The sequence below is a fragment of the Acidocella sp. C78 genome (assembly GCF_907164655.1).
In genome coordinates, this window is the sequence record NZ_CAJQZK010000010.1 from 31,963 (window position 1) to 47,866 (window position 15,904).

At 66.1% G+C, this 15,904-nt stretch carries 12 protein-coding genes and 1 tRNA gene; 2 read left to right on the forward strand and 11 right to left on the reverse strand.

The window, feature by feature from the left end:
• Positions 1–50 precede the first annotated feature (50 nt).
• From ACIDOCELLA78_RS000000104040 to ACIDOCELLA78_RS000000104085, 10 genes are all read right to left on the reverse strand, one after another.
• Positions 51–3,161, reverse strand: coding sequence for a type I restriction endonuclease subunit R (locus ACIDOCELLA78_RS000000104040; RefSeq protein ID WP_201728489.1), 3,111 nt, complete (start codon positions 3,159–3,161; stop codon positions 51–53).
• Positions 3,158–4,507 carry a restriction endonuclease subunit S gene (locus ACIDOCELLA78_RS000000104045; protein ID WP_201728490.1) on the reverse strand — a complete coding sequence of 450 codons (1,350 nt, stop codon included), beginning with the start codon at positions 4,505–4,507 and terminating at the stop codon, positions 3,158–3,160. Before ACIDOCELLA78_RS000000104045 ends, ACIDOCELLA78_RS000000104040 begins: the two co-directional genes overlap by 4 nt.
• Positions 4,504–6,345: a class I SAM-dependent DNA methyltransferase gene (locus tag ACIDOCELLA78_RS000000104050; protein WP_201728491.1), complete on the reverse strand. Its 1,842-nt coding sequence runs from the start codon at positions 6,343–6,345 to the stop codon at positions 4,504–4,506. Before ACIDOCELLA78_RS000000104050 ends, ACIDOCELLA78_RS000000104045 begins: the two co-directional genes overlap by 4 nt.
• A 111-nt stretch (positions 6,346–6,456) precedes the next feature.
• Positions 6,457–7,200 carry a recombinase family protein gene (locus tag ACIDOCELLA78_RS000000104055; RefSeq protein ID WP_201728492.1) on the reverse strand — a complete coding sequence of 248 codons (744 nt, stop codon included), beginning with the start codon at positions 7,198–7,200 and terminating at the stop codon, positions 6,457–6,459.
• Between the two features lie 393 nt (positions 7,201–7,593).
• Complete coding sequence (locus tag ACIDOCELLA78_RS000000104060; RefSeq protein WP_201728493.1) at positions 7,594–9,264, reverse strand: site-specific integrase; 1,671 nt, start codon at positions 9,262–9,264, stop codon at positions 7,594–7,596.
• A gap of 85 nt (positions 9,265–9,349) precedes the next feature.
• Positions 9,350–9,423: transfer RNA gene (locus ACIDOCELLA78_RS000000104065), tRNA-Gly, on the reverse strand.
• A 17-nt stretch (positions 9,424–9,440) separates the two neighbouring features.
• Positions 9,441–10,715 (reverse strand): 3-oxo-tetronate kinase, encoded by a 1,275-nt coding sequence (otnK, locus tag ACIDOCELLA78_RS000000104070; protein WP_201728494.1) that lies wholly within the window; start codon positions 10,713–10,715, stop codon positions 9,441–9,443.
• Positions 10,716–10,749: 34 nt separating this feature from the next.
• The gene (gene otnI, locus ACIDOCELLA78_RS000000104075; RefSeq protein WP_201728495.1) at positions 10,750–11,523 is read right to left on the reverse strand and encodes a 2-oxo-tetronate isomerase; all 774 of its coding nucleotides are present in this window, start codon (positions 11,521–11,523) and stop codon (positions 10,750–10,752) included.
• Between the two features lie 41 nt (positions 11,524–11,564).
• Positions 11,565–12,476, reverse strand: a complete 912-nt coding sequence (ltnD, locus tag ACIDOCELLA78_RS000000104080) for an L-threonate dehydrogenase (protein ID WP_201728496.1) — start codon at positions 12,474–12,476, stop codon at positions 11,565–11,567.
• 45 nt (positions 12,477–12,521) lie between these two features.
• Positions 12,522–13,625 (reverse strand): LacI family DNA-binding transcriptional regulator, encoded by a 1,104-nt coding sequence (locus ACIDOCELLA78_RS000000104085; protein WP_201728497.1) that lies wholly within the window; start codon positions 13,623–13,625, stop codon positions 12,522–12,524.
• Positions 13,626–13,744: 119 nt separating this feature from the next.
• On the opposite strand from ACIDOCELLA78_RS000000104085, the gene ACIDOCELLA78_RS000000104090 reads away from it, so the two are divergent.
• Together ACIDOCELLA78_RS000000104090 and ACIDOCELLA78_RS000000104095 are read left to right on the forward strand one after the other, a co-directional pair.
• Positions 13,745–14,653 (forward strand): NAD(P)-dependent oxidoreductase, encoded by a 909-nt coding sequence (locus ACIDOCELLA78_RS000000104090; RefSeq protein WP_201728498.1) that lies wholly within the window; start codon positions 13,745–13,747, stop codon positions 14,651–14,653.
• The gene (locus ACIDOCELLA78_RS000000104095; protein WP_201728499.1) at positions 14,650–15,285 is read left to right on the forward strand and encodes an aldolase; all 636 of its coding nucleotides are present in this window, start codon (positions 14,650–14,652) and stop codon (positions 15,283–15,285) included. Before ACIDOCELLA78_RS000000104090 ends, ACIDOCELLA78_RS000000104095 begins: the two co-directional genes overlap by 4 nt.
• 31 nt (positions 15,286–15,316) lie before the next feature.
• Here the strand turns inward: ACIDOCELLA78_RS000000104095 and ACIDOCELLA78_RS000000104100 are convergent, their stop codons facing one another.
• The gene (locus tag ACIDOCELLA78_RS000000104100; protein ID WP_201728500.1) at positions 15,317–15,904 is read right to left on the reverse strand and encodes an antibiotic biosynthesis monooxygenase; all 588 of its coding nucleotides are present in this window, start codon (positions 15,902–15,904) and stop codon (positions 15,317–15,319) included.

Sequence of the window (15,904 nt, forward strand, 5' to 3'; positions counted from 1 at the left end):
TCCCAATAAATCTCCAGATATTTCCTGCACTTTTTCCAATAGCCACGTAGCTAAGCCTGCGCCCGCAAAGCCTCCCAGAGCCGTCCTGGTCCGAGCAAGGTGGAAAGAATACGAGCACGGACATCGTCCGAATTCATCGCCTGCTTGCTCATCTCCTGGTGGGCGCCGAATGCATCCATGATGGCGCTGAGCAGTTCATCATGAAGGTTCGGCGAATTGGCGAATTGCTCCCTGGTGTTCGCTCTTGCCTGAGCCTGTAATGCCCCTGATTCCAGCATCTTTGATTTGATCACGCTATCGACGTAGCTGACCTTGTCGCCGTCTGTGATGTCGCCCTCAAAGAGATCGTTCAGCGCCTCGATGAGTTCCCGCAGGCGTATCTTCTGCTTGTCCTGCACCTGCCCCGATCCGGCCTCGGTCATGGGCTTGAGCGTATCACCGCTCTCGGGATCGAGGTTGAGTTTCTGTTGCCCCAGGTCGCGCATCTTGTGGTGGGTCAGGCGAAGGGCCGAGAGGTCGATCCCGTCACGCTCGCGGCCGTAGTCGAGCAGCGGGAGCAGGAGCTTGGCGAAGACGTAGAGCTTCTCGTAGTCGGTGTTCCCGTAATCGAACATCTGGCTCAGGAACTCATAGGCCCGGACGAAGCTCCCCAGGTCACGCTTGAACAGGACGAGGGCCTCCTTCTCGTCCTTGGCCTCCTGGGCGGCCGCAGAGCCCTTCGGGGCATCCTTGGCGGTCTTGGCGGCCGTCTTGTAGCGGGTCAGAAGGCGATTGCTCACCGGGCCTATGGCGGCGTCGAGCTGGCCCTGGGTGGCCTTGGGGTTCACCGTGACGGCGGCGACACGTTCCACCTCGAACCAGTCATACACGCCGGCCGTGTCGAGCTTGTTCCGCAGATCGAGGACGAGGTTCGGGTCGCTCACGTCGGCGAGCTGGGCCGTGGTGTAGTAGGTCTGGAACGCCTTCAGGATGTCCGCAGGCTCATTGACGAAATCGACGATGTAAGTGGTGTCCTTCACACTCGTCGCGTCACGGAAAGACCGATTGAGGCGGGAGAGCGTCTGCACCGCCTGAAGGCCGCCGAGCTTGCGATCGACATACATGCCGCAGAGCAGAGGCTGATCGAAGCCGGTCTGAAACTTGTTCGCGACGAGGAGGATGGAAAACTCCGGCGTCGCAAAGGCATCACGGATGTCCCTGCCGCGCAGGCCGGGGTTCATGTTCGTCTCGGTAAACGGATCAGTTCCGGTCTCGGGATCATTCACCTCGCCCGAGAAGGCGACCAGGAGGCCGATCGGATAGCCCCGCTGCTTGATGTAAGCCTCCATCGCGGTCTTCCACCTAACGGCATCCTTGCGGCTCCCGGTGACCACCATGGCCTTTGCGCGGCCGTTGAGCAGGTGCGCCACGTTCTGCCGGAAATGCTCGACCACGATCTGCACACGGGCGGCGATGTTCACCGGATGCAGGCGCACCCATCCCATGATCCCCTTGCGGGCGGCGTCGGCCTCCACCTCCTCGTCGGTCACCTCGCGGCCGTTATGGGTGAGGCGGAAGGCCATCTTGTAGGCCGTGTAGTTCTGGAGAACGTCGAGGATGAATCCCTCCTCGATCGCCTGCCGCATCGAGTAGAGATGGAAGGCGTGCGGCAGGTTCTCCGGCCCCGCCGGCAGCGATGGATTGGGCCGCGTGCCGAACAGCTCCAGCGTCTTCGCCTTGGGTGTCGCGGTGAAGGCGACATAGGTGATCCCGTCGCCGGTCTGGGCGCGGCCGGCCATGCGGGAGGCGAGCACATCCTCCATGCTGAACTCGCCGCCATCCTCCAGGTCGGCGATTTCCTCGGGCGTCAGGACGCGCTTGAGATCGGACGCGGTGCGGCCGGTCTGGGACGAATGCGCCTCGTCGGCGATGACCACGAAGCGGCGTTTCTCCTTCGCGGCCAGCTCCTGCGCCGCCTTGATCGCCGCCGGGAAGGTCTGGATGGTGCAGACGACGATCTTCTTGCCCGCATCGAGCGCGGCGGACAGTTCGGCGCTCTTGCTGCCGCCGTCTCCGGTGATGCTGGCGACGACGCCCTTGGTCCGCTCGAAGGCTTCCACGGCCGCCCTGAGCTGCTTGTCGAGCACGGTGCGGTCGGAAACCACGATCACGGTATCAAACAGCTTCTCGTTCGCGGCGCTGTGCAGATCGGCGAGGAAATGGGCGGTCCAGGCGATCGAGTTCGTCTTGCCGGAGCCGGCCGAGTGCTCGATCAGGTAGCGCCCGCCCGGCCCGTCACCGAGCACCGATGCGACGAGCTTGCGGGTGGCGTCGAGCTGGTGGAACCGGGGGAAAATCCAGCCGCTGAGCTGGTGCTTGGTGTTGCGGACGGGCACGATGTAGCGGCCCAGGATTTCCAGCCAGCTATCCCGCTGCCAGATGCGCTCCCAGAGATAGGCCGTCGGGGCGCCTTCGGGGTTCGGCGGGTTGCCGGCGCCGCCATCGTTCCCCTGGTTGAACGGCAGGAACGCGGTGTCGGCACCCTGAAGCCGGGTCGTCATGTGGACTTCGGAGTTACTCACCGCGAAATGCACCAGGGCGCCGCCGGGGAAGGACAGGAGCGGCTCGGCCTTGCTGCTGCCGGGTGGCTTGGGGTTGCGGTCGTAGCGGTATTGATCGATCGCGTCCTGCACCGATTGCGTGTAGTCGGATTTCAGCTCGACGGTGGCAACCGGGATGCCGTTGAGGAACAGCACGAGGTCGAGGCTCTGCTCGCCCTGCGTCGAGTAGCGAACCTGCCGGACGACGCGGAGGCGATTGGCGGCGTAGGAGGCTTGCAGTTCCGCGTTCATCGCCAGAGCCGGGCGGAACTGGCAGAGCATGATCGACTGCTTCAGCCCGACGATGTCGAGGCCCTGCCGCAGCACGGTGAGCGTGCCCTGCTTGTCCATCGCGGCGCGGAGACGGTCGGCGATGAGGGTGCCGGCGGATGGCCCGTGCGCGGCCTCCAGAGTCTCCCAGGCGGCCTTCTGCGTCTCCCGCAGCCATGAGACCAGATCATCGACGAAGACCGCTCTGGCCCGATCGTAGCGGCTCCAAGAGTCACTCTCGTAGAGCCACCCCGAGGCGGCAAGACGGTCGCAGATGCCGTCCTCGAATTTGTGCTCCTGGTGCAGGCTCATGCGGCTTCGGCCGGCTCCGCTCCGGCAACGTCGCGGACGTCGATCTTGCCGGTGACGGCGGCGGAAATCAGGGCGGCGCGGCGTTCACGGAGTAGAGCGATTGCTCTGCTGGCCTCATCGACAAGGGATTGCGTTCTTTGTTCCGCACAACTCACAAACGTGCAAATCTTTTGCTGCTCCTCCATGCTCGGTATCGGCAGAACTAGGCTTTTGAGCGTCCCTATGTTGATGACGTCCATTGTTCCGCCACGACTCAACATAGCCATCTGATTGAAAGCAATCGGACTTTTCAGAACGATTTGGGCATACTCGGGCATAACATCTGGCTGAAATCGCACCCTGATAAGCCTTGGGTTGATAATCCCAGGCTCAATGCCAGGTGGAACGATTGCGATTTTCCCGAAAGTACCCACGCAGCTAATCAAGATATCGCCCGAACAGACCGCATAATTCTTCAGTTCCTGATACTTTTCCTCATCAATGTAGTAGTCACCGATCGAAAAATCTCCCGGTATTACCTGCTCTTGTCCGTAGACGCGATAACCGGAATGGACATAGATATCCTTTGTAAGCGCAGATCCAAATGGGCCTGCCTTAATGTCGCGCACAAGATTACCAAAGCGTGTCACTGCCCAATGAGCAGGCACCATCCCCATCCATGCTGCCCCCGAATCCTTCATCGGGACGGTCGGATCGAGGCCCTTGGTGACCGCCTGTGAGATCACCGCCTGCCGCTTTTCCTGGAGGAGGGCAATCAGACGCTCCTGCTCGGCAATCAGGGCGTCGATTTTCGCGGTCTCGCGGTCGAGGAAGGCGGCGATGGCGCGCTGTTCGTCTAGTGGCGGCGAACAGACGCGAAATGAGCCTAGCGCATCAGACGAGAGTTCGAGAAACGTAGTCCCACGACCGAACAAATTAAGCGCCACACGGGCATTCGCCATGGCGTAGAGGAAATACCGAATTTCCAACGGCTGAAGAGCGACTAGACCTCGACATCCTTGGTTGAAGGTCAGTGGCACCTCAGCAAATGCGAGCGAACCGATAGGAGCACGCGTCGAGATCACGATGCTACCCGGCGGCACTACAGTCGCAGCGCAACTAGCCAGTCCTTCGGGGCTTATGGTTCGTGCCGATACCGATATAGGTCGGGCCGATTCTCCTGGGAAGTCGGCAGGCGTCAGCCAAACGATTCCACCATCCCAGAACTCAGAAACGTCTGATTTTGGCGTCGCGCCGTTCACAACTCGAAACAGAGATTTAATCGGCGTCAACTTCCAATGGCTCGGAACTTGTTCCAACCAATCGATGCCAGATTCCTTATAGCTCTGGTAAGGTTGACTGGTCACGCCGCCAGCTCCCGGATCATCGTCGAGATGCGCCCCATGACCTCCGCAAGGTCCGCATCGATCTCCTCCAGCGGGCGCGGCGGCTCAAAGACGTAGAACTGCCGGTTGAACGGAATTTCGTAGCCGATCTTCGTCTTGCTCTCGTCGATCCAGGCATCCGGCGCATGAGGCAACACCTCGCGCTGGAAATACGCCTCGACATCCTCGGTGAGCGGCACGTTCTCGGTGTCACGAAGTTCAGGATCGGGCTGAAGCAAACCCTTCTGCTTGCCGCGCTGGCCGAACACCGGCTTGCCCTTCTCATCGCGGAGCGGCCGCTCGACGGTGATCGTGCGGTAACCGAAGTCCTCGTTGCGAAAGATGCGGGAGACCGGGGTGATTTCCACCTTGCCGTCCTCCGATGCTTCGTCTGCTGCCTCTCCGGTACGCCTGAAGGTGGTAAAATGCCATCCGTCAGATGTGGTCTGTTTGAGAAGGTCACCCTCCAGGAAGTCGCCGAACACTCTTGTGATCATGTCGATGTCATCGTCACCCATCTCACGGCGCTTGGAGCCGAGGCTCTTGCGCATCTTGCGCCAGAAGCCCGAGCCGTCGATGAGCTGGACGCGGCCCTTGCGGTGATCCGGCTTGCGGTTCGAGACGATCCACACATAGGTCGCGATGCCGGTGTTGAAGAACATGTCCGTCGGTAGGGCGATGATCGCCTCGACGAGGTCGTTCTCCAGCATGTAGCGGCGGATTTCCGACTCACCGGAGCCGGCGCCGCCGGTGAACAGGGGCGAGCCGTTCAGGACGATGCCGAAGCGGCTGCCGCCCTCCTGCGCCGGGCGCATCTTGGCGACGAGGTGGAGCAGAAACAGCATCGAGCCATCGGAAATACGCGGCAGGCCGGGGCCGAAGCGGCCGGCGAAGCCCATCTCCTCATGTTCGCGCCGAACCGCCTTCTCGACCTTTTTCCACTCCACGCCGAAGGGCGGGTTGCTGAGCATGTAGTCGAATTTCGTGCCGGCGTGCCCATCGTCGGACAGGGTGTTGCCGGCAACGATGTTGCGGATGTCCTGCCCCTTGATCAGCATGTCCGCCTTGCAAATGGCGTAGGATTCGTCGTTCAGCTCCTGGCCGAGCATCCGCAGCTTGGCTTCAGGGTTGTGCTCAAGGAGATGCTCGGCGGCGACCGAGAGCATTCCGCCCGTGCCCGCCGTGGGGTCGTAGATGGTGCGGACGGCCGGATTGCCGGGGGTGAGGATGTCCTCATCCTCGACGAACAGCAGGTTCACCATGAGCTTGATGACATCGCGCGGGGTGAAATGCTCACCAGCGGCATCATTGGCGGCCTCGGCGAATTTCCGGATCAACTCCTCGAAGGCGAGGCCCATGTCGTGATTGGTGACGCGCGAAGGCGCCAGATCGAAGCCGACGAATTTCTCCGCCACCTGGTAAAGCAGGTTCGCCTTGCGCAGACGGTCCACCTGCTCGCCGAAGCGGAAGCGGTCGAAAATGTCGCGCACCGGGGCGGTGAAGCCCTGGATGTAGGCGTTGAGGTTGGTGGCGATGTTGTCCTGGTCGCCCATGAGCTTCGCCATGTCGAGCGGCGAGGTGTTCACGAAGTTCACCCCGGCGATCTTGAGCAGGAACGGCTCGGGGTTGATGCCGGCCTTCTGCCTCGCGAGGGCTTCGGCGAGCACCTTGGCCTTGGTGGGTGCGAGAACGCAGTCCAGCCGGCGGAGGATGGTGAAGGGCAGGATCACCCGGCCGTATTCCGAGGGCTTGTAGTCACCCCGCAGGAGGTCGGCGACCGACCAGATGAGGGACGACAGGGACGAGGCGGATTGGCTCATCGAGAGTACCCTTGGACGTGAATGATTTTGTTCGCCGAATGAGGTGATGATTTCCGCATCGTCAAAGCAAGTCAACTTTGCTGGCGCATCGGCGGCAGGAGCCGAACGGGGTCAGGACGCCACGGCCGCAGGTGCCGCCGGGATGGCCTCAGGAGCGCGCTGGGAGTCGCTGGAGGCCATATGGCGGGCAAGGAGTCGCCTGACAGCATCGGCCGTCCAGGCGCCGCCCTGAGGCGTCCTGATACCCTGCTCGGTGAGCTGCGCCGCGATCTGCCGGAGCGAATGCCCCTCGGCCCGCAACGCTGCCGCCATGGGGCCGATCGAGGCCGCGAAGGTGTCCGACTGCGCCGATCGGGCCGCCCGGCCGGAAGCAGGGTCGATCTTCGGGCCGCCGCGCCAGCCGCCGAGCTTCGCGCCACGGGCCTTTGCGGCGCCGAGAGCTGCCTTGGTGCGGGCGGCGATGAGACCAGCCTCCAGTTCCGCCACGGCCGCCATCTGCGTCACCAGGAACTTGCCGACAGGACCGGCGGGCACCTCCGGCAGGTCACAGAAGACGACGCCGCCATCTCCCGTCCCTTCCACGATCGAGAGGAGGAAGCGGGCGTTTCTGGCAAGCCGGTCGAGCTTGCCGACAACCAGGGTGGCACCAGTGAGCCGGCAAGACCGCAGCGCCTCGGCCAGCCTGGGCCGATCGTTGTTCTTGCCGGTCTCGATTTCGACGAATTCGGCACACAGGGCGCCGCCATGGCTCTCGACGTAACTCCGCACGGCTTCGCGCTGGGCATCGAGGCCAAGGCCGCTACGTCCCTGGCGCTCGGTCGAGACGCGGTAATAGGCGACAAGGCGATTGGGCATGGTGTCTGTCTCCGGACAACGTCGGTTGTCCAAAGACATACGGGAGGGGAATCACCCCGAGGTGAGTCGATTTGGAATCCCTGCCGAGTCGGCGGCGCATGGTTGCTGCCATGGTTGCCGGCTGATCCATACTGCGAAGCCTGGACAACCGACCATGAGCCGAGCGCATTGATTGCCGAATGCAAACGCAGACGTCGGCGCGCTGCGAGAACGAAACGTTGACGACGCGCCCGACGAAACGAACGGCGTGATTTTTGATCGCCGAAAATTCCGGGGGCGGGGGAGTTTCGGAAGTGGCTTCACAAAACCGGCATTTGTTGTTGTTTTGCTTCCTCTGCTGCCGAAGCGCAGATTGCTCTGCGCCCCGAGACTAATCGCGCTCCTGAAGGCCCCTCACGCAGCGATATCTTGCTGCTGCGGATGTTCGGCGTCGTGCATCGGCCCGAGAGGCGGGATCGGCGGTTTGATCAGCCTGATCGTCTCGGTGAGGCGCTCAGGCTTCGCTCGGTAGCCAAAGCCGTAGCGGTGGGACTCATTGATCAGGTCGGTGTGCCCGGTGATCGCATTCCGCAACTCGATATTATCGATGCAATCGCGGGCCGCATCGATGAACCAATGCCGCCATGAGTGATTCGGGGAGATCGCCTCGTCTTCGATCTTCAACCGTTCCCGAACCCATCGCGTCAGCACCTTGGTTGCACTGCGCGCCCGGTTTCCATAGCGCCCATCCGGCTTGCAATCCGGGAACAATGGCGAGCCTTCAGGCAACCGGCTCACGTATTCAAGGAAACCCTCTGCAACCAGAGCTGGGTGAATCGGCACGTTACGCACCGAGGCGCCATTCTTCACCGAACGGACCTCGCCGGGGGCTGTTCCTTCACCATGGATGCGGATGAACGGCATACCATCGTGATGATACACATCTTCCTTGCGAGCCTGGACGATCTCGGCGAGACGGGCGCCGGTAAGGGCCAACACCCAGGGCACCCACCGCAATGTCGGCCGATGCTCCTTGCGTGCAGCTTCAAGGATAAACGCCGCCTCGTCGCTGGAGTAAGGCCGCTGCGATGACTCACGGACGCCCTTGGCTTTCTTCGGGGGCTTCGCGAGGCCTTTGAACGGGTTCACCTGGACCTTCTTGTTGGTTTCTCCCCAGGCCCAAACGGCGCTCAGCGCCGACAAGTGATTGGCGACCGTGCGAAGTGATTTGCCCTGATCGAGCAGATGCTCCTTCCACCGCACAGCATCCTCAACCGTCACGTCGGCCGCCCGATCATGCCCGATGAACGCCGCAAAATGCTTCGCGAAGCGCCTCCGGCGGTCGAAATCCTCAGGAATGGGCACTGCGTCCGGATTGATCCCGTTTTCGCGGCAGAAGCCCCGTATCAAGTCCTCGAACGATGCGCCGTGCGCGCGCTCCCCAGGACGACCAACGGGGCTAAATCCCGCCGTGATCTCGCGGAGGACAGCGCGATCCGGATATCGATCCGCATAGGCATCAGGGCCATAATCACCATGGGCACGGCGGATCATGGTCTCGGCGAGCTGAACCTTCGCAAGCCATAGCGCCTGAGCAAGGGCACTCAGAGACTCCTCGTCCGCGACAATGCCATATTCGGCGGCAACGGCCTCGGCTTCTGCGATGTCCTTGGGGGTGGGCCGATAATCCTCTGGCTGGCCGTCGTCATCGTAATCCAAATACGACAGGAGCATATCCCGCTCAGCCTCCCAGCCTTCAGCCGGAGCGGGGTTCTTTTCGTTCAACTCAAGGCGCTCACGTCGCCACGCGCCGGCGATGGCAACGCATTGGATGTGGGATAGGCTCTGCGCCGCCTTTTGAGCGTTGCGTCGGCAGACATCGAGTTTTCGCTCTATCTCCGCCAGAGCGGCAGGCGCCCGCCTTCTGGCTTCAGCCTCATTCTTTGTTCCGAGGTTCTCGATGAACTCCCGGCGAACGCCGAAAAGGCGCTCGGCTGCGTCGCGTAGGCTCTCTGGAATGACCTTACGAAGACGAAAAACACCTGACGAAGGATGTCGTGTCGGACGTGTCATAGCAACCGGCATTGTATCGCTTCCTTGTATCACCCGGAAGCGGATAAGTGCTTGATCTACCTATAACTTTAACGATTTCAGTGACTTGGGGACACGCTGGAGCGGGTAGCGGGAATCGAACCCGCGCGTTCAGCTTGGGAAGCTGACAGGCTACCATTACATCATACCCGCATGGCGCTGGGCGAGATTTAGTCCGCGGCGGGCGCGGGCGCAACTCCCATGGCGGCGAGGGCGCGGGGGAAAAAGTCCTTGCCGCCGAAATTGCCGGATTTGAGGGCGAAGAGGCGGGGTATCGGCTCGATGCTGCGCAGCAGCGGCACGCCGGGGGCGATTTCGGCGCCGATCTCGAAGGCGGGGATGCCGAGGCGATCGACGATCGCGCCCGAGGTTTCGCCGCCGGCGACGATCAGGCGGCGCACGCCGCGCGCGGCGAGCCCCTCGGCGAGGGTGGCGAGGGCGGCCTCGATCCGCGCGCCGACGGCCTCGCCATGGGCGGATTTCAGCGCCGCCACCGCGTCCGGCGTGGCGGAGCTGGCGAGCAGGACGGGCCCGGCATCGAGACGCGCGGCGGCCCAGGCGAGGGCGGCGGAGATGTCGCCGGCCAGCAGGGAGTGGGCGTCGAGATGGCGGACCGGCATGCGCCCCTCCACCGCCGCGATCTGGCCGAGCGTCGCCGCCGAGCAGCTTCCGGCGATGATCGCGGCCGGCCCGTCCGGCGGGACGAAATCGGGCGCCGCCGCGGCCGGCGCGCCGCCGGCAATCGCCCGGGCGAGGCCGAGGCCGAGGCCGGACGCGCCGGTCGAGACCGGGCGGCGCAGCGCCGCCGCGCCCAGGGCGAGGAGATGGCGCTCGGCGATGGCATCGACGATGCAGGCCCCCCTGCCCTCGCCCGCCGCCGCATCCAGCGCCGCATCGATCGCCGCCGCCCCGCGCTCGACGACCTCGAACGGCACGAGGCCGACCGGGTGGGAGGACTGGCGGGCGAGCACGCGGACGAGGTTGGAATCCCGCATCGGGTTGAGCGGATGGTCCTTGAGCGGGCTTTCGGCGAGCGGCACGTCGGCCACGAAGAGATGCCCCTGGTAGACGGTGCGGCCGGTTTCGGGAAAGGCCGGGCAGACCGGCACGCAGAGGCCGCCGGCACGGGCGGCCAGCGCCTCGGTCACCGGGCCGATATTGCCCTCGTCGGTCGAATCGAAGGTGGAGCAGATTTTGTACATGACATGCGCGGCGCCCCGGGCCGTGCAGTATTCGGCGGCGGCGAGGGCGGCGGCGACCGCCTCCCGCGCGGGGACCGAGCGGATCTTGAAGGCGACGACGATGGCGTCGATCTCCGGCAGGGCGAGGCCGTCGGCGGGGATGCCGATGGTCTGCACCGTGCGCAGGCCGTTGCGGCTCAGCGTGTTGGCGAGGTCGGAGGCGCCGGTATAGTCGTCGGCGATGCAGGCGAGGCGCAGGCTCATCGGCCGCGCCCGGCAAACGTGGCGGGGCGCAGGCTCATCGGCCGCGCCCCGCGAACCAGGCGAGGCCGTCTTCGGTGCGGCCGCGCGGGCGGTATTCACAGCCGACGATGCCGGCATAGCCGAGCCGGTCCAGTTCGTCGAACAGGAAGGGATAGTTCAGCTCCTCGCCATCCGGCTCGTGGCGCGAGGGGACGGAGGCGATCTGCACGTGGCCGATCTGACGGATCAGCCGGCGCAGCCGCATCGTCACGTCGCCATGGATGATCTGGCAGTGATAGATGTCGAATTGCAGGCGGACATTGCCGAGGCCGAGGCCGGCGATGAAGGCGGCGGCGGCATCGACATCGTTGAGGAAATAGCCCGGCATGTCGCGCCCGTTGATCGGCTCCAGCAGCAGGTCGATGCCGTGATGGGCGAGGGTTTCGGCGGTGCGGCGGACGGCGTCGCGATAGCGGGTCTGGGCGGCGGGATCGGCGGGATCGGCGAGCCCGGCCATCAGGTGCAGGCGGGTCACACCCGTCGCCGCCGCGTATTCGAGCGCGCGGGCGGTGCCGGCGGCGAGGTCTTCCTCGCGGCCGGGCAGCGCGGCGAGGCCGCGCTCGCCGCCCGCCCAGTCGCCCGGCGGCAGGTTGAACAGCGCCTGGGTCAGCCCGTGCTTCGCGAGGCGGGCGCCGATTTCCTCGGGCCGGTGCTCGTAGGGGAAGAGGAACTCCACGGCGTCGAACCCCGCATCCGCGGCGGCGGCGAAACGGTCGAGGAAGGCGACCTCGTTGAACATCATCGAGAGATTGGCGGCGAAGCGGGGCATGGGCCCTCCGGGATCAGGCGGGTGGGGTCAGGCGGGTGGGGTCAGGACGGTTCGGGCAGCGAGATCGGCGCGATGCGGGCGAAGAGGCGGGCGACGGAGGCATCGTCGTCACGCCCCATGCCGGCGGCGGCGGTCATCAGGAAGAGTTGCAGCGCTTCGGAGGCCATCGGCACCGGCATGCGGCCGCGCCGCGCCATGTCGAGCACGATGCCGAGATCCTTGGTGAAGATGTCCACCGCGCTGCGCGGGGCGTAGTCGGCCTCCAGAATGTGGGGCACGCGGTTTTCGAACATCCAGCTATTGCCGGCGGAGCCGGTGATCACCTCGTAGACGCGGGCGAGGTCGAGCCCCATCGAGGCGGCGAAGGCGACCGCCTCGCAGGCGGCGGCGATGTGCACGCCGGCGAGGAGCTGGTTGACCATCTTGAAGCCGGCGCCGATGCCCGGGGCGTCGCCGAGTTCGTGGATCGTGGCGGCCATCGCGTCGAGCGCGGGGCGGGCGGCGGCGAAGGCGGCCTCGCTCCCCGAGGCCATGATGGTGAGCTTGCCCTCCGCCGCGCGGGCGGTGCCGCCGCTGATCGGCGCGTCGAGATAATGCACGCCCCTCGCCTCCAGCCGGGCGGCGAGGGCGCGGACGGCCTCCGGCGCCATCGTGGCGCAGGAGATGAAGACCGCGCCGGGCGCCATCGCCGCAGCGCAGCCGGCCGCGCCGAACAGCACCGCCTCGGTCTGCTCGGCGTTGACGACGACGCTGACGACGATGTTCGCGCCGCGCGCGGCGGCCTCGGGCGAGGCGGCGGGCGCGCCGCCCGCGGCGGCGAGGCGTTCGAGATTCGCGGCCACGACGTCGAAACCGCGAAGCGCGAAGCCGGCGCGCAGCAGCGATGCGGCCATGCCCGCACCCATCGAGCCAAGGCCGATGACGGCGGCCGCCCTGCCCTCGCCCGCGCTCATTGCCGCCCGTCCGCTGAAGCTGTGGTCATGCCGTTCTCCTGAGGCTCATGTGCTGCCGCCGGCCGCGAGGGTGAAACCGACATCGAGGCGGCGGGTGGTCGGCTCCCGCCCGGCGATGCGGGCGAGGAGCATGGCGGCGGCCTCGCGGCCGATCTGCTTGCGGGGCGAGACGATGGTGGTCAGCGCCGGCGTGGTGAGCGAGGCGATCGGCAGGCCGTTGAAGCCGGCGATGGCGATGCGGCCGGGAATGTCGATCCCGTCGCGCCGGGCGCGCAGCAGGGCGCCGACGGCCATTTCGTCGTTGGCGAAGAACAGCGCATCGAGCGCCGGGGCGATGGCGAGGAGTTCGGGCAGCGCGTCCCACCCGGCCTGCTGGCCGCCGACCTGCCCGGCCGCGCCGGCGCGATCGAACAAAGTGACGGCGGCGCGGCCGGCGAGGTGGCGGCGCAGGCCGTCATAACGCTGGCGGGCGCGGTAATCGTCGTGCAGGCGCAGGCCGACGAAGCCGATCCGCCGGTAGCCGCGGGCGAGCAGGTGTTCGGCCATCGCCGCGCCGGCGCGGACATGCGAGAGGCCGACATTCATGTCGATCGGCGCGCGGCCGGTTTCCATGAACTCGACGATGGGGATGCCGGCATGGCGCAGCAGGGCGGTGGTGCGCGCCTCGTGCCGCAGCCCGGCGACGAGCATGCCCGGCGGCGCCCAGCCGAGCAGGGTGGTGGCCAGCGCCGCCTCGGTCGCGAGATCGTAGCCGGTGCTGCCGAGCAGCATCTGGTAGCCCTCGGCCTCCAGGGTTTCCTGGATGCCCTCGATCACCTCGACGAAGACGACATTGGCGAGCGAGGGGACGATGACGGGGATGACGCGGGTGCGCGCCGAGGCGAGCGCGCCGGCCATGCGGTTGGGCACGTAGCCGAGCGCCTCCACCGCCTGTTCGATCCGGTGGCGCAGGGCATCGGAGACCGAGGCGGGGTTGTTGATCGCGCGGGAGACGGTGATGGGCGCGACGCCGGCGCCGGCGGCGACCTCGGCCAGGGTGACGGCGCCGCGCCCACGCCGGATGCGGCGGGGGGGCGCGGCCGCGGCGTCCGTCGCCGTCGCCGTTCGCGCTCGCTCTGCCATTGCGCCGCCCGCGCGCGCTTTTGCCATGCGCCGACTATCGCGGAGATCGGCGCGCGACGCAAGATGGTAGCGCTGTCAAATACTGGTTGCGCTACCACGACCCGGCTTCTATACAGGCAGGCGAACGAACCTGCGGGAGAAACATCATGTCGGCCAGCGGATCAAAACCCTCCATCGGCTTCATCGGCGTCGGCTTCATGGGCCATGGCATGGCGAAGAACATCGTCGAGGCCGGCTACGCGCTCACCGTGATGGCGCATCGCAACCGCGCGCCGGTCGAGGACCTGATCGGCCGGGGGGCGAAGGAGGCGAAAAGCCCGCACGAGATCGCCGAAGCCGCCGACATCGTGTTCCTCTGCGTCACCGGCAGCCCGCAGGTGCGCGCCGTGACGGAGGGTGAAAACGGCCTCGCCGCCGCCGGCAAGCCGCTCGTCATCGTCGATTGCTCGACCTCCGATCCGTCGGTCACGGTGCCGCTCGCCGAGAGCCTTGCCGCGCGCAACATCACCCTGCTCGACGCCCCGCTCGGCCGCACGCCGAAGGATGCCTGGGAGGGCACGCTCGATGTGATGATCGGCGGCGCCGAGGCCGATATCGCCCGCGTGCGCCCGGTGATCGACACCTTCGCCCAGCGCGTGATCCATACCGGGCAGACCGGCACCGGCCACACGATGAAGCTGCTGAACAACTTCCTCTCGATGGGCTATGGCGCGCTCTATGCCGAGGCGCTGATGCTCGGCGCCAAGGCCGGGCTTTCGGCCGAGACCTTCCACAGCGTGATCGCCGGCGGGCGGATGGATTGCGGCTTCTACCAGACCTTCATGCAATACGTGGTCGGGCGCGACCGCAACGCCCACAAGTTCACGCTGAACAACGCGCTGAAGGACACCGCCTATCTCAACGCCTTCGCGGTGGCGCAGGGGGCGGCCAACCCGCTCGCCGCCGCCGTGCGCAATTCCTATGCCCAGGCGGTGGGCGCCGGGCGGGGCGACGATTTCGTGCCGATGCTGGCCGATTTCATTGCCGAGGCGAACGGGGTGAAGCGGGCGGGATGAGCGAGAGCGCGCTGCGCGAGGCGATCTGCCGGTTCGGGCGGTCGCTGTTCGAGCGGGGGCTGACGCCCGGGTCCTCGGGCAATATCAGCGTGCGGCTGGAGGATGGCGGCTGGCTCTGCACGCCGACCGACGCCGCGCTCGGCTTTCTCGACCCCGCGCGCATCGCCCGGCTCGACGCGAACCGGAGGCTCGTCTCCGGCGACAAGCCGACCAAGGAAATTCCGCTGCACGACGCGCTGTATGACACGAGGCCGGAGGCCGGCGCGGTGGTGCATCTGCACTCGACCCATGCCGTGGCGCTCTCGCTGCTGCCGGAGATCGACCCCGCCGAGGCGCTGCCGCCGCTGACGCCGTATGTGATGATGCGCGTCGGCAAGGTGGCGCTGGTGCCGTTCCATGTGCCGGGAGACCCGGCGGTGGGCGACGCCATTCGCGGGCTCGCGGGGAAGCACAGCGCCGTGCTGCTGGCCAATCACGGCCCGGTCGTCGCCGGCACGTCGCTCCAGGCGGCGGTGTTCGCGATGGAGGAGCTGGAGGAAACCGCGAAGCTGCATCTGCTCACCCGCGGGCTCAACCCGCGGCTGCTGACGGCGGAGCAGCAGGCGGCGGTGCGGGCGAAATTCGGGGTCTGATTCCCCTTTCATTCCCCGCCCTGTCCTGTCGTCAGGCCGCGCCGGTTTCGTCGGGGAAATGCTGCGGCGCCTCGCGCCGGTCGGTCATGCCGTAGTCGCGGATGACGCGCACCAGCCGGTGCGACGCCCCCTCGCCCGCCCCCTCGCCCGTCCCGGCTCCCGCACCACTCCTGAGGAGCAGAACATCGCCCGGGGTGAGGACCGCCTCGAACACGTCCCAGCCGGCGAGGCCGGGCGAAGCGGGATCGAGCCCGAGATCGCGGGCGAGAATATCCGGCGCCATGTCCGCAGCATTCTCGCGCCGCGCGGTGAGGAGCGAGACATGCGCGCCGTCATCGGCCAGAACGCCGACGCGCAGGCGGTATTCCGCGAACAGCTCGCGCCGCGCCTCGGCCTGGGCGCGGTGGTGCAGGGTGTGGCGGCGCCAGGCGATCAGCGCCGCCTCGTCGCGCCAGAGCGAGACCGAGAGCAGAACGCCCGGCCGGGTCAGGCTGCGATAGCGGATGTTCTCGACGAAGCCGTCAATCGCTTCGAGTTCGGGGCGGAGCAGCCGGGCGTGGCCGAAATATTCGTCGAGCCTGCCCTCCTTCGGCCTGACCTCGAAGATGACGGCGTGCAC